Annotated in this window: 16 protein-coding genes and 1 riboswitch; of the genes, 10 read left to right on the forward strand and 6 right to left on the reverse strand. The window is 73.1% G+C overall.

The features are described from left to right. Positions 1 to 16 precede the first annotated feature (16 nt). A riboswitch (cobalamin riboswitch) is annotated at positions 17 to 151 on the reverse strand. 520 nt (positions 152 to 671) lie between these two features. Next, entirely contained in the window at positions 672 to 3,296 is a 2,625-nt protein-coding gene (locus MM438_RS14145; protein ID WP_241453784.1) for an alpha/beta hydrolase, read from the forward strand. Positions 3,297 to 3,387: 91 nt separating this feature from the next. On the opposite strand, the gene MM438_RS14150 is transcribed toward MM438_RS14145, so the two are convergent. From MM438_RS14150 to MM438_RS14165, 4 genes are all read right to left on the reverse strand, one after another. After that, positions 3,388 to 4,842: a GGDEF domain-containing protein gene (locus MM438_RS14150; protein WP_241453789.1), complete on the reverse strand. Its 1,455-nt coding sequence runs from the start codon at positions 4,840 to 4,842 to the stop codon at positions 3,388 to 3,390. A 183-nt stretch (positions 4,843 to 5,025) separates the two neighbouring features. Further along, entirely contained in the window at positions 5,026 to 6,021 is a 996-nt protein-coding gene (locus tag MM438_RS14155) for an SRPBCC family protein (protein WP_241453790.1), read from the reverse strand. Beyond that, on the reverse strand, positions 6,018 to 6,278 hold the full coding sequence (locus tag MM438_RS14160) for a hypothetical protein (RefSeq protein ID WP_241453792.1): 261 nt from the start codon (positions 6,276 to 6,278) through the stop codon (positions 6,018 to 6,020). Before MM438_RS14160 ends, MM438_RS14155 begins: the two co-directional genes overlap by 4 nt. A gap of 89 nt (positions 6,279 to 6,367) precedes the next feature. Then, a complete protein-coding gene (locus MM438_RS14165; RefSeq protein WP_241453794.1) occupies positions 6,368 to 7,219 on the reverse strand; it encodes an FkbM family methyltransferase in 852 nt (283 codons plus the stop codon). Positions 7,220 to 7,677: 458 nt separating this feature from the next. Here MM438_RS14165 and MM438_RS14175 point away from each other — a divergent pair, with 458 nt between their 5' ends. From MM438_RS14175 to MM438_RS14195, 5 genes are all read left to right on the forward strand, one after another. Next, a complete protein-coding gene (locus tag MM438_RS14175; protein ID WP_241453795.1) occupies positions 7,678 to 8,598 on the forward strand; it encodes an SDR family oxidoreductase in 921 nt (306 codons plus the stop codon). A 339-nt stretch (positions 8,599 to 8,937) separates the two neighbouring features. Beyond that, positions 8,938 to 9,144 carry a cold-shock protein gene (locus MM438_RS14180; RefSeq protein WP_241453796.1) on the forward strand — a complete coding sequence of 69 codons (207 nt, stop codon included), beginning with the start codon at positions 8,938 to 8,940 and terminating at the stop codon, positions 9,142 to 9,144. Between the two features lie 160 nt (positions 9,145 to 9,304). Continuing rightward, on the forward strand, positions 9,305 to 10,783 hold the full coding sequence (locus MM438_RS14185; protein ID WP_241453797.1) for a protein adenylyltransferase SelO: 1,479 nt from the start codon (positions 9,305 to 9,307) through the stop codon (positions 10,781 to 10,783). A 336-nt stretch (positions 10,784 to 11,119) separates the two neighbouring features. Continuing rightward, positions 11,120 to 12,325, forward strand: coding sequence for an IS110 family RNA-guided transposase (locus MM438_RS14190; protein ID WP_241453376.1), 1,206 nt, complete (start codon positions 11,120 to 11,122; stop codon positions 12,323 to 12,325). A gap of 82 nt (positions 12,326 to 12,407) precedes the next feature. Beyond that, positions 12,408 to 12,992 (forward strand): hypothetical protein, encoded by a 585-nt coding sequence (locus tag MM438_RS14195; RefSeq protein ID WP_241453798.1) that lies wholly within the window; start codon positions 12,408 to 12,410, stop codon positions 12,990 to 12,992. 100 nt (positions 12,993 to 13,092) lie between these two features. Here MM438_RS14195 and MM438_RS14200 read toward each other — a convergent pair. Then, positions 13,093 to 13,990 (reverse strand): IS5 family transposase gene (locus tag MM438_RS14200; protein ID WP_407568202.1). Its coding sequence is split into 2 segments (ribosomal slippage): positions 13,093 to 13,629 and positions 13,631 to 13,990, totalling 897 coding nucleotides; the frame shifts between segments, so codons are not numbered across the junction. 306 nt (positions 13,991 to 14,296) lie between these two features. Between MM438_RS14200 and MM438_RS14205 the strand changes: the two genes are divergently transcribed. Genes MM438_RS14205 through MM438_RS14220 form a run of 4 tightly spaced genes read left to right on the forward strand, consistent with a single transcriptional unit; the run spans position 14,297 to position 19,465 of the window. Next, positions 14,297 to 15,826 (forward strand): ABC transporter substrate-binding protein, encoded by a 1,530-nt coding sequence (locus MM438_RS14205; RefSeq protein ID WP_241453802.1) that lies wholly within the window; start codon positions 14,297 to 14,299, stop codon positions 15,824 to 15,826. Next, positions 15,826 to 16,839, forward strand: a complete 1,014-nt coding sequence (locus MM438_RS14210; protein WP_241453803.1) for an ABC transporter permease — start codon at positions 15,826 to 15,828, stop codon at positions 16,837 to 16,839. The genes MM438_RS14205 and MM438_RS14210 overlap by 1 nt, the downstream gene beginning before the upstream one ends. Further along, positions 16,836 to 17,654, forward strand: coding sequence for an ABC transporter permease (locus MM438_RS14215; protein WP_241453806.1), 819 nt, complete (start codon positions 16,836 to 16,838; stop codon positions 17,652 to 17,654). The genes MM438_RS14210 and MM438_RS14215 overlap by 4 nt, the downstream gene beginning before the upstream one ends. Beyond that, a complete protein-coding gene (locus tag MM438_RS14220) occupies positions 17,651 to 19,465 on the forward strand; it encodes an ABC transporter ATP-binding protein (RefSeq protein WP_241453807.1) in 1,815 nt (604 codons plus the stop codon). The genes MM438_RS14215 and MM438_RS14220 overlap by 4 nt, the downstream gene beginning before the upstream one ends. Positions 19,466 to 19,553: 88 nt before the next feature. Here MM438_RS14220 and MM438_RS14225 read toward each other — a convergent pair whose 3' ends face one another. Continuing rightward, positions 19,554 to 21,257 (reverse strand): choline/carnitine O-acyltransferase, encoded by a 1,704-nt coding sequence (locus MM438_RS14225; protein WP_241453808.1) that lies wholly within the window; start codon positions 21,255 to 21,257, stop codon positions 19,554 to 19,556. Between the last annotated feature and the right edge of the window lie 138 nt (positions 21,258 to 21,395).

The raw sequence follows: 21,395 nt of genomic DNA on the forward strand, positions 1-21,395 counted from the left end.
CTTCCTTCGAGGGCAGATGAGCTCGGACAGGCGCGGAGGCGACCGGGCTCGTCCTCCGAGGAGGCATCACCGTTGCGGGACAGCGTCGGGATCACACCGACTTCGCTCCAGGCCTGTCGTCCGGTGGCGACCGGACCTGCTCAGTCTGGCACGCGGGTGACCACTGCTTCCTCGGGGGTCGGGAGAGTCATCGCCGGGCCATCGGTGCCGAGTCCCGCGAGGAGGCCCGGACCGACAGGGGTCCGGTGGGATTCGCCGAGGTCAGGAGCGGTATGTCGTAGCGGTCCCGGCAGCCGGACGAGGGCGGGGATCCAGGAGCGCCACCGTTCGCCGGCGCGCAGGGCAGGGGTGCACGGCGAGCGCATGGTGGTCCTCACGCCGGCGTGGATGCGTGAGCCCGAGCGTGACTCAGGCAGGTTCGCCGCTGCTGAGCACGAGCACCTCGATGGGGCGTTCCCCGACCGCGACAGCCCGACAGGACGGCGAGCTGCCACAAGTGCGCGCGACACGCCGCCGGGATCCCGCCACTTGCCCCTACTGGCGGGAACGCGGGGCGGGGCGGGCGAATCGTTTCACGGGTCAACGGTGCTCACCGTCCGTCCAGGCTCCGGGCCTAGCGTGACGAGCAGTCGGTGCTCGAGACCGCGGGCGCCCCACGGTGAGAAGGTCCCATGCCTGCCCGATGCCTTGCCAGCGCCTTTGCCGTCCTCACGGCAACCGCCCTCGTCTGCGCCCCCGCCGCTGCGGTGGCTGCGCCCGCTCCGACCCCGTCGCCGGGTGCCTCCGCAGCGGGCGACACGCCGCTGCCGGTGGCCCCGCCTGGGTGGCGAGTCCTCCCGGCCGTCAAGGGTTTCGACCTGGTGCGGCTGCCCCTGCGGCACGCCCCCATCACCGACGCCCGCCCTCACATCGCCACGGCGGCGGGCGACCTGGGCCCCGCCCAGACCCTGCCCGACGGCTCCGTCACCATCACGGTCGACCGGCTGCCGACGGACCTGCCCACGCTGGTGGTGCGCTACGGCCACGCCACCGAGGCCGAGCTCCTCGCGCGACAGCCCCGGCGCGGCGCGGGGAATGACTCCGACAAGGGTTTCGCCTCGCCGCCTGCGGCCGGGCCCGGCGTCGTCACGACGACATACACCGCTCCGGCCCAGCGTCTGCCCGGTCTGACCCAGCCACAGGCCATCACCGGACGCGTGGTCGCTCCCGCGACCGGGACCAAGCTGCCGGTCGTCCTGCTCCTGCACGGGCGCCACAGCTGGTGCGACGGGGGCGACGGCTCCTGGCCCTGCAAGGCGCCCGGCAAGCCGGTGCCCAACCTCGAGGGCTACCGCTACCTGCAGGACGAGCTGGCCCGCCGCGGCTACTTCACGGTCAGCATCGACGCCAACGCGGTCAACGCCCAGGACGCCTGGCTTAGCGACCTCGGCATGACTGCCCGCTCCGCGCTGGTGCGGGCTCACCTGTCGCTGCTCGGGTCGTGGCGATCCGGCGCGTCGGCGCCCTTCGCCGGCACGGTCAAGAGCCGGTACGACGCCACCAACACCCTCCTCGTCGGACACAGCCGCGGCGGTGAGGGCGTGGCCTACGCCGCGATCGAGCAGGAGCCCGCCAAGGGTTACCAGATCGGGGGGCTGGTGCTCCTCGGCCCCACCAACTTCTTCCACACCTCCGCGTCGACCACGCCGACGCTGACCGTGCTGCCGGGCTGCGACGGTGACGTCTCGGACCTGCAGGGGGCCGGCTACGCCGATGGTGCGGACTGGTATGGCGCACAGCACGCCTTGTCCTCGGTGGCCTACCTGCCGGGCGCCAACCACAACTACTTCAACACCACGTGGACGCCGCCCGCGAGCACAGGTCAGGACGACGGAGCCGGCACGCGGTGCACCGCCGCCTCGCGCCTCACGCCCGCGCGGCAGCGCCAGAGCGGGGTGTCGCTCGTGGCCCTCGCGGCCGACCGCTTCCTCAAGGGCAAGGGGGACCCGGCCGCGCTCGACGGCACCGGCACGCTGCCCGCGGACCAGCGCTGGATGAAGCTCGTCACCTCCGCGACCGGTGGGGCCCGGCGTCGCCTCGCGGACCCGCAGACCGGGGGCTGGACCATGAGCGGCGCCACCGTCTGCCGCGGCACGGCCTGCGCACCCATCCACCAGAGCGGTGCCTCCACCGGCGTCCACTGGAACGGCTATCCCCAGGAGAACCCGGCCGGCTGGCGCTGGGACCTCGGCAGCTCCGCGGCGCTGACCCTGCGGGCCGCCAAGCCCGTGTCGGTCAAGGGATCGGCCTACCTCGACGTGCGCATGGCGCTCGCGCCCACGGCGAGCCTCACCCCCACCCTGCGGCTCACCGACGCCGCCGGGCGCCGGGTCGCCCTCAAGCCCCAGGGTCCGGCGACCCGCGCAGGCGTGTCCGGCACCGGCGACGGCCTGCGCGGTCGCGTGGTCGCGCAGAACGTGCGGTTCCCGCTGCCGGCCAAGGGGATCGACCTGACCCGCATCACCGCCGTCTCCCTGGAACGAGGCAAGGCTGCGGGATCCGCCGTGGTCCTGGACCTCTCGGCGGCGAACGCCGGCACCGCCCCCGCCGCGGCCCTGCGGCCCTCGGTGCTGCGCATGCCTGCCCGCACCTCCGTCGTCGAGGGCGCCAAGCCGTGGACGCAGGTCGTGCACGCCACCTTGTCCTCGCCTGCGCCCCAGCCGCTCTCGGCGCTCACGGTGGTCAACGGCCCGGGTGCGTCGGTGCTCAGGACGGTGCCCGTCCCGTCCGGCAGCCGGCAGGTCCCGATCGCGATGCCCGTCGCCGGCAACACCGTGTGGAACACGGACCAGGAGATCATCGGGCAGGTGCGGGTGCGGGGGCCGGTGCTCGTCGCCACCCCCGCGACCGAGCTCGTGGTCAAGGACGACGACCCAAAGCCCGTCGGCACCCTGACCCCCGCGGCCACCGCCAAGCCCGGCGGCTCGCTCACCTGGACGTTCACCCTCGACCGGCCCAGCGGCGAGGCCGTCGCCCTGGAGATCGTGGCCGTCAAGCCGGCCGGCGCCGGTCTGCGGATCGCGGACGTCGCTCCTGCCGCGCGCGGTGACTGGAGCGTGGACCCGAGCAAGGACCTCCCCCTCGACCAGGCCGACGCGCGGGCCTACCTGATCATCGCCCCGGGCGACAGGACGGGTCGGATCACGCTGCCGCTGGCCAAGGACGCCCGTGCGGGCCGCCAGGTGGCGCTGGCCGTCTCCGTCGAGGGCGCCGGTGTCAAGGGTGGCACCCGGCTGACCGGGACCGTGGTGAAGTAACCCGCGGGACGAGGGGCCGGTCGCTCGTGGCGACCGGCCCCTCGGGCTGCCGCGGTGGTCGGGCACGCGCGCTCCGGCGGCCGGGCCAGGATCAGCTCCCCGGTGCCTCGGGGGAACGCCGCTCGTCCGCCAGCAGCTGGGCGTCCGGGGAGCGCTTGGCGGCATACATCAGCTCGTCGGCCCGCTCGAGGGCCGCCTCGCAGCCCCGCTCGTCCGACCACGCCACCCCGATGCTGGTCACCACCTCGGGCAGCCCCACGTCGTCGTGGCCGCGGACCCGGGTCGCCGCCTCCAGGTCCTCGGCGAGCAGGCCCTCGGCGCCCGCCGGGCGGACGACCACGAACTCGTCCCCGCCATACCGCGCGAACGTGTCCCGGGGACCGCACACGTCCTGCAGCACCTGGGCCAGCCGGCGCAGCGCCTCGTCGCCCGCATGGTGTCCCGACTCGTCGTTGATCGTCTTGAAGTGGTCGACGTCGACGAGGGCCACCTGGTGCCCGGCCCCGTCGAGCTCGGCGAGCACGTCGACCAGGTGACGGCGGTTCCACAGGCCGGTGAGGAGGTCGCGTCGGCTGCGGGCCCGGAGCCGCTCGCGGTCCCGGTTGAGCTCGGCGAGCCGGGCCTGCAGACGCCGGGCGACCTCCGCGGCGGTGCGGGCCTGCTCCTCGGCGCGCTGGGTGCGGTGCCACACCTCCAGGGCCCGCACGGCGACCCGGGAACCGTCCACGTGGTGCTCGGTGACGAGCGCGTAGCGGCGCTCGGCGGCCTCCAGCGCCGCCTCGAGATCGCCTGCCGCACGGTGCATCTCGACGACGTCGCCCAACAGCTCCAGGGCGAAGGCGGGCGGCAGCCGGTCGATCATCTCGGTCAGCGTCTCCAGCGCCTCGTCCGGGTGGCCGGCCTCCCGTCCGAGCCGGGCCAGGGCCTGGGCGACCAGCGAGGCGTTGGTGACGTCGCGCATGCCGCGGGGGTCGGGCAGGTCGGAGGCGAGCCGGTGGGTCTCGTCGGTGTCCCCGGCCTCCAGGGCGACCTGGGTCCGGAGCGCGCGTATGGCGGCACTCAGCTCGGGCCAGCTGCGACGCGTCAGCTCCTCCGCCTCGGCATACCCCGGCAGGCCCTCGGGCAGGTCCGTGTCGTAGGTGTCGCGCAGTCCGCGGAGGTTGACGACGGCGAGGGCCTCGAGCGCCAGGGCGTCGGTCGCGGGCTCGTGCTCCTCGGCCACGACGATCGCGTGGGCGCGGGTCCAGGCCTCGACGAAGTAGGCGGACGCCCGGTCCGGGTCGCCCGCGCCGTAGTTGACCCCGAGGTCGTGGATGGTGGCGGCCACCGCGATCGAGTCGGTGCTGCGGGGGGCTTCCTCCAGGGCCCGCAGCAGCGACTCCTGCGCCTCGCGGGGCAGACCGATCTCCAGGAGCACCGCGGCCTGGACCGCACGGGCCCGCACCGACCACAGGGCGGTCAGGTCGTCGGACTCGAGCAGCGGACCGAGCAGGGTGAGTGCCTGGTCCGGTCGGCTCTCGCGCCAGGCCACGAAGGCCGCCAGCACCGCACGTGGGGCCCCTCCGGCACCTCGGGCATGAGCGCTCGCATGGCCGCCGGGTCGGAGAAACGCACCGCCCAGGCGCGTGCGGCCGCGCCGTCGCCCGGGAGCGGGGGCCGGAGGAGGTGATCCACCTCACCGAGACTAGTGCGACCTGGCCGACGGGGACGGGAGGTTCGCGGCCACCGATCAGCGTCGGTCGCCGAGGTCGTCCGCCACGAGCGCGAGGTCGTGCAGCATGGACCCGGTCGAGAGCGGGGTCAGGGCGGCGCCGATCCGGCGGAACACCCCGCCCATCGGCCCGTGACCCCGGAAGCCTCGGGTGAGACGCACGTGGGTGCCACCGGCCATCGGTGTCAGCGCCAGGTGCACGTAGGCGCCGCGCGGGTCGCCGCCCTGCGACGGCGGGGTGAACTCCTGCCACGCCACGGTGTCCACGCCGTCCAGCCGGCCCAGCTCGCACCGGACGCGGCGCAGCTCCAGGGCGGGGACGCCCCGGGCGCGGTTCGTCCGCAGCGTGGCCTCGTCGAGGATCCGGACGTCCTCGTGCCACCCGAACCACCGCGTGACCACGGCCGCGTCGCACGCCGCCTGCCAGACGTGCTCGATGGGGACGGGCACGAACCGCGTCGTGGTGGTGGTGCTCTCCGCGAGGCCGTCGAGCAGCCCCGGGACGGGCGGGCAGGCGGTGAAGCCCTCGACGGGGCGGTCGGCCTCGGCGTGCGCCGTCTCGAGCACCCCCTCGACGTAGACCCCGGCGTGGCGCAGCGCCTCGGCAGGAGTGCCGGAGGGGTGCTCGAGCAGGTGCGCCAGCAGACGCATCTCGGTGAACGGCGTGATCTTGAGGGCCTGCTCGACCGCGGGGGAGAAGGCGATGTCGCCCGCGACGCCGCGCTGCCGGTCGCGGGGCTCGCGGCGCCGGCGGGTGGCGCTGCGAGGGGCGCCGGCATCCAGGCCGCGCAGGTCGGCCTGGTGGCGGTGCAGCACCGCCCGGCGCAGGATGTGGAGCCGGACCCCGTTGCGCGCGAGCAGCTCCGCCGCCGGCCCCCCGGAGACCAGGAGTGCCAGGAGCAGATGGTCGAGGGTGACCTCGCGGCTTCCGCTGCGGGCGGCCTCGCGCCACGCGGTGTTCTGGATCGTGAAGCTGCGGCCCGTGCTCGCGCTCAGGCGAGAGGCAAGGCTCATCGTGGGTCTCCCGGTCGACTGGTCAGCTCGGGACGGACTCGCCCCTTGAACTTCTTGTGGACGGCTTGCCGGCTGACGCCGAGGGCGTCGGCGATCTCGGCCCAGCTCAGGCCGGCTCCCAGGGCGGCCTCGACCTGTGCCAGCTCCAGCCGGTCGGCGAGCCGACGCAGCGCGGTCACGGCTCGCAGACCCTGCCGGGGGTCGCTGGTGTCACCCGCTGTCCGTGCGATCCCGCTGCCGTCCACGGCGTCAACCATGGTTGACCATTTGGGTGACTGTCAAACTCGCCCAGAGTGATTCGGTATGACGGTCCGAAACCACGTCCGGGCCCCTGGTGGTCTGCGGATCAGGCCGGGCGCCACCGCTGCTCGACCCCGGCGACCGCGCCCCGGGAGGTCAGCTCACGCACCGCCCGCAGGGCCACGCCGTCCGCGGCATACACCTCGTGGGCCACCAGGGCCAGGTGCCGCAGCTGCTCGTCGTCGAGCCGGTCGAGGCGGGCGAGGTCGCGGACGTAGAGCACGTCGGCCTCGACGAGCTGGCGGGCCTGCTCCTGGTCGGGGTCGGCCCACTGCACCGGCGCGAGCGGCCAGTCCTTGGTCGACACGAGGCGGTGCGGCACGAAGCCCTGCGCCCGTAGCTCCAGGTCGACGTCGGCGAAGGTCGGCTGGTCGCGGTAGATCCGGTGGAAGCCCAGCTCGACCTGGATCGTGGTGAGCCCGGCCAGGACTCGCCGCCCGTGCCGGAAGATGTCCAGCTCGGACCCCTGCACGTCGATCTTGAGGTGGTCGGCGCGCTCGATCTCGGCGACGTCGTCCAGGCGGGTGGTGCCGACCGGGACCTGCTCGACGACGGTCGCCAGCCGGGGGAAGTCGACCAGCAGGGCGAGCTGGTCCGGGTCGGGCTCGTAGAGGCTGGAGAAGCCCGGCGACGCGCAGACGTGCAAGGTGTGGTCCCCGCCGTCGCCGACGGCATACGGCAGGTAGCGCTCGAGGTCGTCCGCGGTCGCCCGCAGCCGGGCCAGGCCCTCCGGCTGCGGCTCGAAACCCGTGACCCGGCACCGCTGCTCACGCAGCATCGGCAGGTATGGCGGCGTGTCCTCCAGCGGGTTGGCCCCGATGTCCACCACCTCGGTCAGGCGGGCCGGCTCCAGGAGCTCGCGCAGGTCAGGGCGTGGTTGCTCGACGTCGTACGGCACCGGTCCAGTCTCGGGCACGGCGCGGTTCGGGGCACCAGGAGCTCGCCGTCGCCAGGGTCGGCGCCAGCTCGGCGAGAACCCCGCCGGCGGGCCCACCTCCCACGTCGCCCGCACCGGTGTCCGCTCCCGCGCACCTCCCACCCGCTAGTGAGCCACCTCCCACGTCGCCCGCACCGGTGTCGCCGGGGCCAGGCTGGCCCCGATCGATACGGAATGAGCCCTCTTTGAACGTGCCACGGGGCCAGCCTGGCCTCACGTGAGCGGGTGAGCGGGGTGGAGCGGGTGAGCGGGGTGGAGCGGGTGAGCGGGGTGGAGCGGGTGAGTGGGTGAGTGGGGGCGGGGTGGAGCGGGCGACCAGGACTGGGCGATCGGTGGCGTCTCGGCATACGGCCCGCATGGTTGCCACCCGACCCGCCGGGTAGGTGGACGGTGAACGACCACTCGAACCAGGAGGACTCATGGCGTCCCAGGACACCGACCAGACCACCGTGGACCAGCTGACGCTGCAGGACCCGGTCAGCCGTTACCCCAAGATCACGCCTCCCGCGGAGGCGCTGCCCGGCACCGGCCTGGACGCGCAGATGACCCCCAAGGCGGACCTGGGCGAGAAGTCCTACCGCGGCACGGGGCGGCTGCAGGGACGCAAGGCGCTGATCACCGGCGGCGACTCCGGCATCGGAGCGGCGACCGCGATCGCCTTCGCCCGCGAGGGTGCGGACGTCGCGATCACCTACCTGCCCGAGGAGGAGCGGGACGCCGCCGCGGTCGCCACGGTCGTCGAGGCCGAGGGCCGCACCTGCGCCCGCATCCCGGGGGACCTGCGGGACAAGGACTTCTGCATCGAGGTCGTGGAGAAGGCCGTCGACGAGCTCGGCGGGCTGGACATCCTGGTCAACAACGGCGGCAAGCAGGTCGCCACCGACAGCATCGAGGACATCGACGACGAGCAGCTCGAGGCGACCTACGACATCAACATCCTGGCGATGTTCCGGGTCGTCAAGGCGGCCCTGCCCCACCTGCCCAAGGGCGCCGCGATCATCAACACCACGTCGATCCAGGCCTACTCGCCGTCCGAGACGCTGGTGGACTACGCGTCGACCAAGGCGGCCATCAACACCTTCACCAAGGGTCTGGCCCAGCAGCTGGCCCCCCAGGGCATCCGGGTCAACGCCGTCGCCCCCGGCCCGATCTGGACCCCGCTGCAGCCCTCCGGCGGCCAGAAGCCCGAGGACCTGCCGGAGTTCGGCCACGCCACCCCGCTCGGCCGGGCGGGCCAGCCGACCGAGATCGCCCCCGCCTACGTCTTCCTCGCGTCGCCCGAGTCGAGCTATGTCGTCGGGGAGACGCTGAACGTCAACGGCGGCATGCCCACCCCCTGACCGGCGCCCCGCACCGACCCGCCGAGCACGCCCGAGACCCCTGACCGACCTGATCGGGGGCCTCGGGCGTGGCATTCTGAAATACTTTCGCCGCTGGAGTCCGTGCAGGTCAGGGACCTGCGATGGGGGTCGAGGGCCGCGCTGGGGCGACGCCGGATCACGATCTGGTCACCGGGTCCGGTCGATATGGCCTAGTGTTGAGCCCGTTGACGTTGGTAGTGCAAGGAAATGCGGGAAGCTCCGACCGGAGCGGACCGGCTTACCTGAGCTATTGGTGAGAAACATCATCGACAGACCGTCCGACACGCGGATGGTCGTCTCTCAGGAAGAGGAATTTCCATGGCTACTGGCACCGTGAAGTGGTTCAACTCCGAAAAGGGCTTCGGCTTCATCGCCCCCGACGACGGCTCCGCCGACGTCTTCGCCCACTACTCCTCGATCGCCTCCTCGGGCTACCGCTCGCTGGACGAGGGCGACAAGGTGCAGTACGACACCGAGCAGGGCCCCAAGGGTCCCCAGGCGTCCAACGTCTCCGTGATCCGCTGATCACCCAGGACATCTCCCGGGCCTAGCGCCTGGATCCGAACGGCCCCGCACCTCACCGGTGCGGGGCCGTTCTGCTGCGCCCCGGCCCACGAGGGCCCAGCCGCACGACGACGTGACCCGCGAGCCCCCACCGGGGCGGCGACCCGTCTAGGCTCGCCGGATGAGCCACGCCATCGGCCCCTTCCGCCTGGAGCACTCCTACGCCGAGGCCGTGCCCGAGCTCGCGCTGGCCTGGCGTGCGGCCCCCGTTCCCGACCCCGAGCTGCTCGTCCTGGACGAGGACCTGTCCGCCGAGCTGGGGGCCGACCCCGACGAGCTGCGCACCCCGGACGGCATCCGGCTGCTGCTCGGCCAGGTGCCCGAGGAGATCCCGACCTACGCGCAGGCCTATGCCGGGCACCAGTTCGGCGGGTGGTCCCCGCGGCTGGGCGACGGGCGGGCCCTGCTCCTCGGCGAGGTCGTCGACCGCGCCGGCGTGCGCAAGGATCTGCACCTCAAGGGATCCGGCCGCACGCCCTTCTCCCGCGGCGGGGACGGCAAGGCCGCGGTCGGCCCGATGCTGAGAGAGCACCTCATGGGGGTGGCCATGCACGCCCTGGGGATCCCGACGACGCGGGCGCTCGCGGTGGTCGCCACCGGGGAGACGGTATGGCGCCAGACCCCGCTGCCGGGTGCCGTGCTCGTGCGGACGGCCGCGAGCCACCTGCGCGTGGGGACCTTCCAGCTCGTCGCGTCCGCCGGCAGCCCGGAGGTCCTGCAGCGGCTCACGGCATACGCCATCCAGCGGCACCACCCGCAGGCCGCCGAGGCGGACGACCCCGCGCTGGCGCTGCTCGACGCGGTCGTCGCCGCCCAGGCCGAGCTGGTGGCGCGGTGGATGCAGGTGGGCTTCGTCCACGGGGTGATGAACACCGACAACGTCACGATCTCCGGCGAGACGATCGACTACGGCCCCTGCGCCTTCGTCGAGAGTCCCGACCCGGCAACGGTCTTCAGCTCCATCGACACGGGCGGGCGGTATGCCTACGGCAACCAGCCCGCCGCGACCCTGTGGGACCTCGCGCGGTTCGCCGAGACGCTGCTGCCGCTGGTCCGTGTGCGGGGGACCGCCGGGTCCGTCAGCACGACGCGGGACGCGCAGCCGGACGAGGCGGTGGCGCGGGTGACCGCGGTGCTGGAGCTCTTCCACGAGCGGTATGACGACGCGCTGGTGCGCGGCTGGGCGGACAAGCTCGGCCTGGTCGAGCCTGACCGCGAGCTGGTCACCGACGCCCTGGAGCTGGTGCGCACCCAGGCCGTGGACCTGACGACGTTCTGCCGCAGGCTCGCTCGTGACCAGGCCCGGGAGCTCTTCGCCGACCCGGGGCCATATGACGCCTGGGCGGCACGCCGGGCGCGGCTCGTGGGCCCTGATCCTGCCGCGACGGCGGCACGGATGGACGCGGTCAACCCGGCCTACGTGCCGCGCAACCACGTGGTCGAGGCGGCGCTGGAGGCGGCGACCGCGGGCGACCTCGCGCCGTACGACCGCCTGGTGACGGCGCTGCGCAAGCCCTTCCAGGAGCGGCCCGGTCTGGAGGACCTGGCTGACCCGGCGCCCGCGGACAGCGCCCCGCACGTGACCTTCTGCGGCACCTGAGCCCTGCTCGGCGAGGCATCTGAGACGCTCCCCGAGCAGCCTGTGGTTGCACCGAAGACCGGCGAAAGTTTTTCTCTTCCAGGTGCAACTGATCGCCCGTTACCTTCTTCGTGCCCTCGGTGATGGGGGTGCTGGTCACCAGGTCTGGTATGACTCTTTGCCCCTGTCGCGCATGATCCGGGGGGTGTTGTCGCCGGGCTTGGTGGCGTCGGTGTGACCGCTGATAGGGACACGGCCCCCGCGCTCGGGAGGTCTCTTCGTAACGTGGCTGCCGGCTGCTGACGCCCGACCTGTGGCCAGCGGATCATGAGTCCGTCGGTCAACGAGGAGGACAGGATGCACGGGCTACCCGACCGCACCTACGCGGTCTACCTGGGGTTGGACGTCGGCAAGGAAACTCACCACGCCACCGCCCTGGACCCGTCCGGAAAACGGCTGCACGACAAGGCGCTACCGCAAGACGAGACCAAGCTGCGCGCCCTCTACGAGCACCTGTCCACGCACGGCCCGGTCCTGGTCGTGGTGGACCAGCCCGCCTCGATCGGGGCCCTGCCGGTCGCGGTCGCCCGCGCCGTCGGGGTCGACGTGGCGTACCTGCCGGGCCTGGCGATGCGCCGCATCGCGGACCTACACCCCGGCGCAGCGAAGACCGACGCCCGCGACGCGTACGTCATCGCCGACGCGGCCCGCACCATGCCCCACACCCTGCGGCGCGTGGACATGAACGACGACGCCCTGGCCGACTTGGAAGTCATCGTCGGGTACGACGACGACCTGGCCGGTGAGGTCACCCGCGTCACCAACCGCCTGCACGGCCTGCTCACCCAGATCCACCCAGCCCTGGAACGAGCCCTCGGACCCCGACTGCACCACAAGGCTGTCCTCGAGCTCCTGACCAGGTTCGGCGGACCCGCCGGGCTACGCACGGCCGGTCGGCGGCGGCTGACGAGCGTGGCCAAGCCCCGCGCGCCGCGCTCCTACGATCGGATCGTCGACGAGGTCATGACCGCCCTGGACGCCCAGACCGTGACCGTGCCCGGCACCCGCGCGGCCGAGCTCGTCATCCCGAAGCTGGCTTCCCAGCTCGCCGACCTGCTCGAGCAACGCGCGACCGTCGCGGCGCAGGTCGAGGAGATCCTTGATGCCCACCCTCTTGCCCCGGTCCTGACCTCGATGCCCGGCGTCGGTGTCAGGACCGCCGCAAGGATCTTGCTCGAGGTCGGCGACGGCAGCGCCTTCCCCACAGCCGGGCACCTCGCCGCCTACGCAGGCCTCGCCCCCGTCACACGTCGATCCGGGTCCAGCATCCGCGGCGAGCACCCCTCCAGGTCAGGCAACAAGAACCTCAAACGCGCGCTGTTCCTGTCCGCCTTCGCAGCCCTGTCCGACCCCACCAGCCGCGCCTACTACGACCGCAAACGAGCCCAAGGCAAGAAGCACAACGCCGCCCTCATCTGCCTGGCCCGCCGACGCTGCGACGTTCTCTACGCCATGCTCAGAGACGGCACCACCTACCAAGCCCCGACGGCCGCCGCGGCTTGACGAACCCCATAGGGACACCCCCCGGAGCTGCTCTACAGGTCAGAAGCGGACGTCGGGTCCGCTCTGAATATGGGGGAATGTCATGAACACCAACGCTCTTCGCGCTCTCGTCCTCGTCGGTGCCGCCACCGTCGGCCTGTCCGCCTGCGGCTCCGCCGCGGCCACCTCCGCACCCGCGACCGCCATCACGTCGACGCAGGGTGCGGCGCCGGTGGCAGCCGCTCCCGCCGCCCGGGGTCAGGAGCGGCCCGTCGCCGAGGCCTTCGCGGCCCAGCCCGCGTCCGCCACCCGCTCCGGCACGAAGGCCGCCGCCACCCGCTGGGCGGACGGCAAGGCCGGCGGCCAGGTCAAGGGCGCGACGGGCGACCTGAAGGCCTTGCTCCTCAAGCAGCTGCGCACCATCAACGCCGGTGACGGTTGCGACGTGGACGCCATCGTGGACAAGCGGATCGGCGGCTATGCCAGGGGTCAGTACTGGGCTGCTGGTTGCGGCGGCGCGGCCGCGATCTGGGCCAAGGGCAAGAGCGGCTGGGTCGAGGTCTTCGCCGGGCAGGAGGCCCCGGCCTGCTCGGTCATCGCCAGCAAGGCGCCCATGCTGCCGGAGGCTCTCGGGGTGGGCTGCGTGAACGAGGCCGGCAAGGCCGTGACCTACCGGCCGGGCATCTGATCGACGGACCGGGCCGTATGCTGGCGGCCGACCCGCGAGCGAGGGGGACCTCGCGGGTCGGCCCGGCCCGAGCCCTCGACCCGTGCGGTCATCGGAGCGCCTAGGGCGTGTCTCTTAATGCTGGTAGCCAGAGGGTGATGGCGCGTAGGAGGATGCCGGCGCGGTAGGTGATGGCGAGCTTGTCGTAGCGGGTCGCGATGGCGCGCCATTGCTTGAAGCGTTCGAAACCGTTCTCGACGACGTGGCGTTTGGCGTACAGGCCAGGGTCGGTCTTCGGGGGGCGCCCACCGGCAGAGCCGCGGCGTTTGCGGTTGGCGCGTTGGTCGCGGGGCTCGGCGATCGCGGTGGTGATCCCGCGCCGCCGGAGCAGCGCGCGGTGGGCTCGACTGGAGCAGGCCTTGTCGGCCATGACCGCGTCCGGGGTCGTGCGTGGGCGGCCCGGGCCTGGGCGCGGGACCCGTACGGCGTCGAGCAGGTTGGTGAACATCCGGCTGTCGCTGCCCTGACCAGGACCGAGCAGCACCGCGATCGGTCGCCCCTGGCCGTCGCACAGCTGGTGGACCTTCGTGGACAACCCGCCGCGTGACCTGCCGATGGCGTGGTCAGCCGGCTCGGACAGCAGATTCTTGTGATTCGACAGATCCCCCCGCGAGGCGGGTGGTGTTCGTCGCGTGCTGGTGGGCGCGGTTGATCGTGGAGTCGACAGCGACGTCCCAGTCGATGACCCCCGCCGCGTCCGCACGGGCCAGCAGAGCCGTCAGCACCCGGTCCCAGGTCCCGTCACCGGCGAACCGGCGGTGTCGCTTCCACACGGTCTGCCAGGGCCCGAACTCGCCCGGCAGGTCCCGCCACGCGATCCCGGTCCGGTACCGGTAGATGATCGGCTCGACCACGGTCCGGTGGTCACGAAATCGCCTGCCCCGCTTGCCATCCGCGCACGGCATGAACGGCTCGATCAGCACCCACTCGCTATCCGAGAGCACCTGCATCCGCGACATGACACCGACAATCGCGTGTCACCACGCTCACCTTTGGGAGACACGCCCTAGGTCGACGAGTGGTGGCCCGCCGCCCCAGGACTCGTCTGCGAGGGGACCCGATGACGTCTCCACGGGGCATCGCCACCCGCTCGGGCTCGCCTTCGACGCGCAGGGGCGGCTGCGGCGGCCGTCTCACGCTGAACGGACCCGATCCCCACCGTTGCCCGCTGTGCACCCATGCACCCGTACGGTTAGGTTTGCGGTCAACCCGAGGGGAGGGGGTCCATGAACCTACCCGCCACACACCCGGACTCGTCATCGGCGATGAGTCGCCGCCGGGCCCTGCAGCTCGGGGCCGGGGCGCTCGCCGCCGCCACCGGCGGCCTGCTGAGCGGATGCGCCACCTCGTCCGGGACCGTCACCAGCGAGCTGATCCACGGCGCCACCGGTGGCGGGCTCAAGGACTCCCTCGACCCGCACTTCCCGGTGACCATGCCGGACATCGCGCGGGTGCGTCAGCTCTACGAGCCGCTGCTGCGGTTCACCCCCGACTACCGCGTCGAGCCCGGCCTGGCCACCGCCGTCGAGCACAACCCCGACGCGACCGAGTGGACCTTCCACCTGCGCGAGGGGGTGACCTTCCACGACGGGCGACCCCTGACCGCGTGGGACGTCAAGGCGTCCATGGAGCGTATGGCGAACCCGAAGAACCCCTCCGGGATGCTCACCGACGTGGCGCCGCTCGTCGACCTCGCCCGCTGCCGGGCCGTCGACGACCGCACCTACCGCGTGGTGCTCAAGGAGCCCTACGGCATCCTCGACCAGCTGCTCGCGTCCTACACCCTCGGCATCGTCCCCGCGGACTTCGACCTGACCAGGCCGGTGGGCACCGGGCCCTTCCGGTACGACACCTTCCTGCCCGGTCAGCGCAGCCACTTCGTGCGGCACGACGGCTACTGGGACCGCAAGGCCGCCGTGGACTCCCTGACGATCCTGGACTTCACCGACGACGCGGCCAAGGTGTCCGCGCTGCTCGCCGGCCAGGTCCACACCGTCGACAACCTCCCGCCCTACCTCGCCGGGGCGATCGAGCGGCAGGGGGCGCACCCGCTGGTCTCCGAGACGGGCGGCTGGGTGCCGTTCACCATGCGGGTCGACCAGCGGCCCTTCAGCGACGTGCGGGTGCGCCAGGCGATGCGCCTGGTCGTGGACCGGCAGCAGCTGATCGACCAGGCGCTCAGCGGCTTCGGACGGGTCGCCAACGACCTCTACGGCCCCTTCGACCCGGACTACATCGGGGACGAGCTGCCCCAGCGCCACCAGGACATCGCGCAGGCGCGCCACCTGCTCAGGGCGGCGGGCGCCGAGGACCTGCACGTCGAGCTGGTCACCTCCACGGCGGTCGGCTCCGGCGGCGTCGAGGCCGCGAACATCCTGGTCCAGCAGGCCGCCAAGGCCGGGATCACCGTCACGCTCACCAAGGCCGACGCGGGCGTGTTCTACGGCGATCGCTACCTGAAGTGGGGCTTCGCCCAGGACTTCTGGTCCACCCGGCTCTACCTGCCCCAGGCGATCGCCTGCGCGCTGAAGTCCTCGCCCTACAACGAGACCCACTTCGACGACCCGCAGTTCACCGACCTGGTGGTCGCCGCCCGTCGCACCACCGACCCGGCTCGGCGGCGCACCCTGCTGCAGGATGCCCAGCGCATCGAGCACGAGCGCGGCGGCCTGATCGTCTGGGCCTTCGCCAACCAGGTCGACGCCTACGGCCGGCAGGTGTCGGGCCTCGTGCCGGCGCGCGAGCAGCCGTGCTCGTCATACCGGTTCAACCTCGCCACCCTGAGGGAGTCGTGATGTCCGGAGCCACCGTCGCCGTGCGCGTGCCGTGCCGGTCGCCCGCCCGGGCGTGGACCCGCTGGCTGGCGCGCCGGCTGGCGCTCGCCCTGGTCACCCTGCTCGTGGTCTCCCTGCTGGTCTTCGCCGCCACGTCCGCGCTCGGGGACCCGGTGCGGGCGATCCTCGGCAAGGACTACGCCGTCAGTCCTGATCGCGTGCAGCAGATCCGGGACGTGCTGCACCTGGAGCAGCCCCTGCCGCAGCGCTACCTCACCTGGCTGGGCGGGCTGCTGCGCGGCGACCTCGGCACCTCGGTCACGAGCGGCCTGCCCGTCGGCGAGGTGGTCGGGACCAAGGTCGCCAACAGTGCCTTCCTGCTCCTCGTGGTCGCGCTGGTGATGGTGCCGCTGTCCTTCGGGCTGGCGGTCCTGGCCGCCCACCACCGCGGGCGCGCCGCCGACCACGTCATCCAGGTGATCACCCTGGCGCTCGCGGGCGTCCCCGAGTTCGTCACCGGCATCCTGCTCGTCGCCCTGCTGTCCACGAGCGTGCTGCACGTGCTGCCCGCCGTGACGGTGCTCCCGGCGGGCGCGATGGCCTGGCAGCGTCCGGCGGCGCTGATCCTGCCGGTGGCGACGCTGGTGCTCGCGATCGTGCCCTACCTGACGCGCATCCTGCGGTCGACGCTGGTGGAGACGCTGGACTCGGACTACGTCGAGCTCGCCCGCCTCAAGGGGATCCCCGAGCGGCAGGTGCTGCGCCGGCACGCGATCCCCAACACGCTGGTGCCGACGGTGCAGGTCACCGCGCTGCAGCTGGCCTGGCTGCTGGGTGGCGGCGTGCTCGTGGAGTACCTCTTCGCCTTCCCGGGCCTCGGGACGACGCTGGTCGACGCGGTGCGCAACGGCGACCTGCCCGTCGTCCAGGCCCTGACGATGCTGATCGCCGCGGCCTACGTGCTGGTCAACCTGCTCGCGGACGCCCTGTCGATCCTGCTCACCCCGCGCGCCCGGACGGGGATGGTCGCGTGAGCCTGGTCCGGAGCCTGCTGCGCGACCCGCGCACCGTCGTGGGGCTGCTGCTGACCCTGCTCGTCGTCGCCCTGGGCGTGGTCGGCCCGTGGGTCGCCCCGCACGGCGAGCACGACATCGTGGGGCGGCCGTTCATGACCGGCGGTGGCCTGCTGGGCACGGACTACCTCGGTCAGGACGTGTGGTCGCGGCTGCTGCACGGCGGGCGGGCGATCCTCGTCGCGTCGGTGCTGGCCAGCGTGCTGGGCGTGGTCGTCGGTGCGCTCTACGGCGTGCTGGCGGCGTATGCCGGTGGCTGGCTCGACGAGCTGCTCATGCGCGCCAACGACGTCCTGCTCGCCCTGCCGCAGATCCTCGTGGCCCTGCTCGTCCTCACCGCCGTCAAGGACCCCTCCTGGTGGGTGGTCGTGCTCTTCGTCGCCGCCTCGCACGCCCCGCGCGTCGCCCGGGTCGCCCGCGGCGTGGCCCTGACCTACGTCCACCAGGACTTCGTCACGGCCGCCGAGGCGGTCGGGGAGAAGCGTTGGCGGATCGTGGCCGTCGAGCTCGGCCCCAACCTCGCGGTGCCGCTGCTCGCCGAGGCCGGCCTGCGCCTGACCTACTCGATCGGGATGATCGCCGCGATCGGCTTCCTGGGCTTCGCGTCCGACCCGGGCGCCGCCGACTGGGGGCAGATGACCAACGAGAACCGGCTCGGTCTGCTGGTCCAGCCCTGGGGCGTCCTCGCCCCCGTGCTCGTCATCGCGGCCTTCACCATCGGCACCAACCTCGTCGCCGACGCGATCGGCGCCCGGACCGCGAGGGGATCGCGATGAGCGACCGACCCACCGCCCACCCCGGCCCTGACCCCGAGCCCGTCTGCGTCGTCCGCGACCTGCGCGTCGGGCTCACCAGCGGCCTCGACGACGTGGTCGAGGGCATCGACCTGACCATCCGCCCCGGCGAGATCGTCGGCCTGGTCGGCGAGTCCGGGTCCGGCAAGACCACGACGGGCACCGCCATCTTGGGCTACGCCCGGCCCGGCGCCGAGATCATCGGCGGCGATCTCCTCGTCGCCGGCCACGACCTGCGCGCCCTGCCCTGGGAGCAGGTCCGCCAGGTGCGCGGCACCGAGGTCGCCTATGTGCCCCAGGACCCGAGCAGCGCCCTCAACCCGGCGATCCGCATCGGCGACCAGCTGCGCGAGCTGCTCGACCTGCACGCCGTCGGCACCCCCGCCGAGCGGGACCGCCGCATCCGCGAGATCCTCCCCGAGGTGGGACTGCCCGGCGACGACGAGTTCCTGCGGCGCTACCCGCACCAGCTCTCCGGCGGCCAGGTCCAGCGGGTGGCGCTCGCGATGGTCTTCCTCCCGCACCCCGCGGTGCTCGTGCTCGACGAGCCCACCACCGGGCTCGACGTCACCACCCAGGGGATGGTGCTGCAGACCCTCGCCGACCTGTGCCGACGGTTCGCCGTGGGGGCGCTGTACGTCACCCACGACCTGGCCGTGGTGGCGACCGTCGCCGACCGGGTGGTGGTCATGTATGCCGGCGAGCTCGTCGAGCAGGGTCGCACCGCAGACGTGTTCGCGGCGCCGACCCACCCCTACACCCGATCGCTGCTGCGGGCGATCCCGCACCTGCACCAGCCCTACCGGCTCTCCGGCATACCCGGTCGCGCCCCCGCGCCCGGTCGACGACCCTCGGGCTGCCGCTTCCACGACCGCTGCTCCTTCGCCGTCGCGGAGTGCGCGCAGGTGTCACCCCCACCCGCCCCGGTCGGGGCCGGGCACGTCGCCCGGTGCCTGCGGATCCCCGGGCTGCCCGCCTGGGACCCCGACGACCGCGCGATGGCCGACACGCCGCCGGACCGGGCCCGCGAGGTCGTCCTGGCCGTCGAGCACCTGGACATCCGGTATGGCGCCAGCCAGGTCGTCCACGACGTGTCCTTCGACCTCGCCCGTCGCGAGATCGTCGCCCTGGTCGGCGAGTCCGGGTCCGGCAAGACCACCACCTCGCGCTGCGTCGCCGGCCTCCACCACGACTGGACCGGCCGCGTGGTGCTCGACGGGCACGAGCTCGCCCCCTCGGCCCGGCGCCGCAGCCCGGCCGAGCGCAAGCGGGTCCAGTACGTCTTCCAGAATCCCTACCAGTCGCTCAACCCGCGCCGCACCGTCGAGCAGATCCTCACCCGGCCGCTGGCGCTCTTCGGGATCGCTCGCGGCCGCGCAGGCCGCGAGCGGGCCGCCGAGCTGCTGGAGCAGGTCCAGCTGGACGCCTCGCTGCTGCGGCTGCGTGCGGGCGGGCTGTCCGGCGGGGAGCGGCAGCGGGTGGCCATCGCCCGGGCGCTCGCCGCGGAGCCGGACGTGCTCGTGTGCGACGAGATCACCTCGGCGCTGGACGTGTCCATCCAGGGCTCGATCGTCGCGCTGCTCGAGCAGATCAAGGCCGAGCGCGGCGTCTCGATGCTCTTCGTCACCCACGACCTGGCGCTGGTGCGGTCCGTGGCCGACCGGATCGTGGTGCTGCAGCACGGGCGGGTCGTCGAGCAGGGCCTGACCGCGCAGGTGCTGGACGCGCCGCGCGAGGACTACACCCGGCAGCTGCTCGCGCACACGCCGGTGCCGGCCAGAGCCTTCGGCTGAGGCCGGCGTCCCTCGGTCGGGCCGTCGCCCCTCGGGCGAGGTCGGCGCCGGTTGCCCGGGTCGGCGCCTCGGTCGGCGGCGCCGCCCATCACCCGGCGCCGCAGGTCTGCAGCAGGGCCCAGAGCCGGGCCACCCCCTCGTCCAGGGCGTCCAGGAAGTCCTCGACCCGCTCGGCCGCGCCCTCGGCATACGACACGGAGAACTCGAGCCCGCCGTCGACGGCGACGTAGTAGACGCCCAGGCCGCCCTCGCTCGTGGCGCAGAAGGCCGCCCGCACGATCCGGCCGACGTCTCCCAGCGAGGTGGTCGACAGGAAGTCCGTGGTCAGCCGGCGATAGGCCTCGTCGGCGAAGACCGGCGCCGCCCAGCCGTGCTGCTCGGCCATCAGCCGCAGGCCGAAGAGGTGCCGGTCGATCGCCTGGCCGCTCTTGCACCGCTTGACCTGCTCGCGGTGCGCCGCGAGGTGGGCCTCCAGGAGCTCCCGGGTGGCGGTGCCGTCGACGAGCGCGTGGGCGAGCGCGACGTTGGCGGTGGTGGCCGGGCGCAGGCACTCGGTGCGTCCGCCGAGGTACTCGCGCATGTCCACCGACTCGTAGGTGCTGCGGATCCGCCCGTAGGCCGCGAGCTGGGCGTAGCAGATCACCGCCTGCAGGCAGGCGTCGAGGCTGAGCCGCCAGGGCAGCTCGGGCAGGTCGGGCGTGGCGACACGTCGGATGACGTGACGCTGGCGGCCGGCCTGCTCGGCATACGACCGCAGCGCGTCGCGGAGCCGCGCCCGCTGGTCGTCGGTGAGCCGCCAGGCGATCTCCGCGGCGGCCGCCGGCTCGTCGTCCGGGCCGCCGTGGACCGGTGAGACCTGCTGGGCCCGGCCGAGGATCGCGACCAGCGTGGACCCGTCGAGGGTCGAGTGCTCCAGGTGCATCCCGGTGAAGTCGTCGGCCAGGTCCACGTGGAAGGTCACCGGCTTGAAGGGATAGGCCAGACCCGCCTCGAAGGCGATGCGCACGAGGTGCTCCTCGAGCTCGCCGCCGCGGTCGTCCAGGCCGATCAGGAAGAGCAGCTCGCGCAGCCGGTCGTGGGTGCGGGCGTTGTGCTCGTCCCGGCGCAGCTCCTCGAGCAGGTCGGCGCCGTCGTCGCTGGACAGGTAGCCCGGCGCCGTGAAGCCCGGCTCCTCGGCGGCGTCGAGCTCCACGACGCGGTCCAGCGCCCGACGGATGCTGCTGACCGAGAGTGGTTGCCCGGCGTGGTCGCTCACGCTCATGGCGACGGCACGGCCCCGCCACAGCACGCCGACCTCACGCCCGGCGGCGCCGTCGGACCCGGGCAGGAAGACGTCGAGCTCGTGGCGAGGATCGCGCAGGCCGCCCGCCACGTGGTCCCACTGCTGCTGGCACAGCTCCTCGCCGCGGACGCTCAGGTCGGCGCCGCCCTCCCCGCGCAGGTGCGCGAGATAGGCCGTGGCGCAGCGGTGGACGAGCTCGGCGGCCCGGTCGAGCCCGGATCCCGCGGTGGGCACGACGATCTCGAAGCCGACGTTGCTGACGAGCGGGAGCGGGGTGCGGGTGCGGTGGTAGCCCTCGAGCCAGGCGTCCCACAGCCACGAGCGGCCGGCGGTGTTCTGCTGCTCGGCGAGGTCCTCCAGCGCCTGCTGGCAGCGGGGCCCGTCGCCGTCGGCGAACTCCGCCACGGCGCAGCGGGTCCGGTCGAGCTCGGCCGCGGTGAGCAGGGGGGCGACGGTCTCGAGGTAGCGGTCGAGGGTCTGGCGCAGCGGGGGAACGGGCAGCGTCTTCATGGGGGCCTCCTGGCGGCAAGCCTAGGGGTCGTGCCACCGGGTCGCCCGTCGGTGCCGCGGGCTCGTCGGAGGCCGCGGCACCGGAGGAGACGACCACCCGGCGACCGCCGTCGTGGACGGGGTGCCCGAGGCTCCGGT

This window comes from Arsenicicoccus dermatophilus, assembly GCF_022568795.1.
GTDB lineage: Bacteria > Actinomycetota > Actinomycetes > Actinomycetales > Dermatophilaceae > Arsenicicoccus > Arsenicicoccus dermatophilus.

Bases quoted from the DNA above. Each gene is read 5' to 3' on its own strand.
- MM438_RS14145 (WP_241453784.1), top strand. From the start codon at position 672: ATGCCTGCCCGATGCCTTGCCAGCGCCTTTGCCGTCCTCACGGCAACC.
- MM438_RS14155 (WP_241453790.1), bottom strand. From the start codon at position 6,021: ATGAGCCTTGCCTCTCGCCTGAGCGCGAGCACGGGCCGCAGCTTCACG.
- MM438_RS14160 (WP_241453792.1), bottom strand. From the start codon at position 6,278: ATGGTTGACGCCGTGGACGGCAGCGGGATCGCACGGACAGCGGGTGAC.
- MM438_RS14175 (WP_241453795.1), top strand. From the start codon at position 7,678: ATGGCGTCCCAGGACACCGACCAGACCACCGTGGACCAGCTGACGCTG.
- MM438_RS14180 (WP_241453796.1), top strand. From the start codon at position 8,938: ATGGCTACTGGCACCGTGAAGTGGTTCAACTCCGAAAAGGGCTTCGGC.
- MM438_RS14185 (WP_241453797.1), top strand. From the start codon at position 9,305: ATGAGCCACGCCATCGGCCCCTTCCGCCTGGAGCACTCCTACGCCGAG.
- MM438_RS14190 (WP_241453376.1), top strand. From the start codon at position 11,120: ATGCACGGGCTACCCGACCGCACCTACGCGGTCTACCTGGGGTTGGAC.
- MM438_RS14195 (WP_241453798.1), top strand. From the start codon at position 12,408: ATGAACACCAACGCTCTTCGCGCTCTCGTCCTCGTCGGTGCCGCCACC.
- MM438_RS14205 (WP_241453802.1), top strand. From the start codon at position 14,297: ATGAGTCGCCGCCGGGCCCTGCAGCTCGGGGCCGGGGCGCTCGCCGCC.
- MM438_RS14210 (WP_241453803.1), top strand. From the start codon at position 15,826: ATGTCCGGAGCCACCGTCGCCGTGCGCGTGCCGTGCCGGTCGCCCGCC.
- MM438_RS14220 (WP_241453807.1), top strand. From the start codon at position 17,651: ATGAGCGACCGACCCACCGCCCACCCCGGCCCTGACCCCGAGCCCGTC.
- MM438_RS14225 (WP_241453808.1), bottom strand. From the start codon at position 21,257: ATGAAGACGCTGCCCGTTCCCCCGCTGCGCCAGACCCTCGACCGCTAC.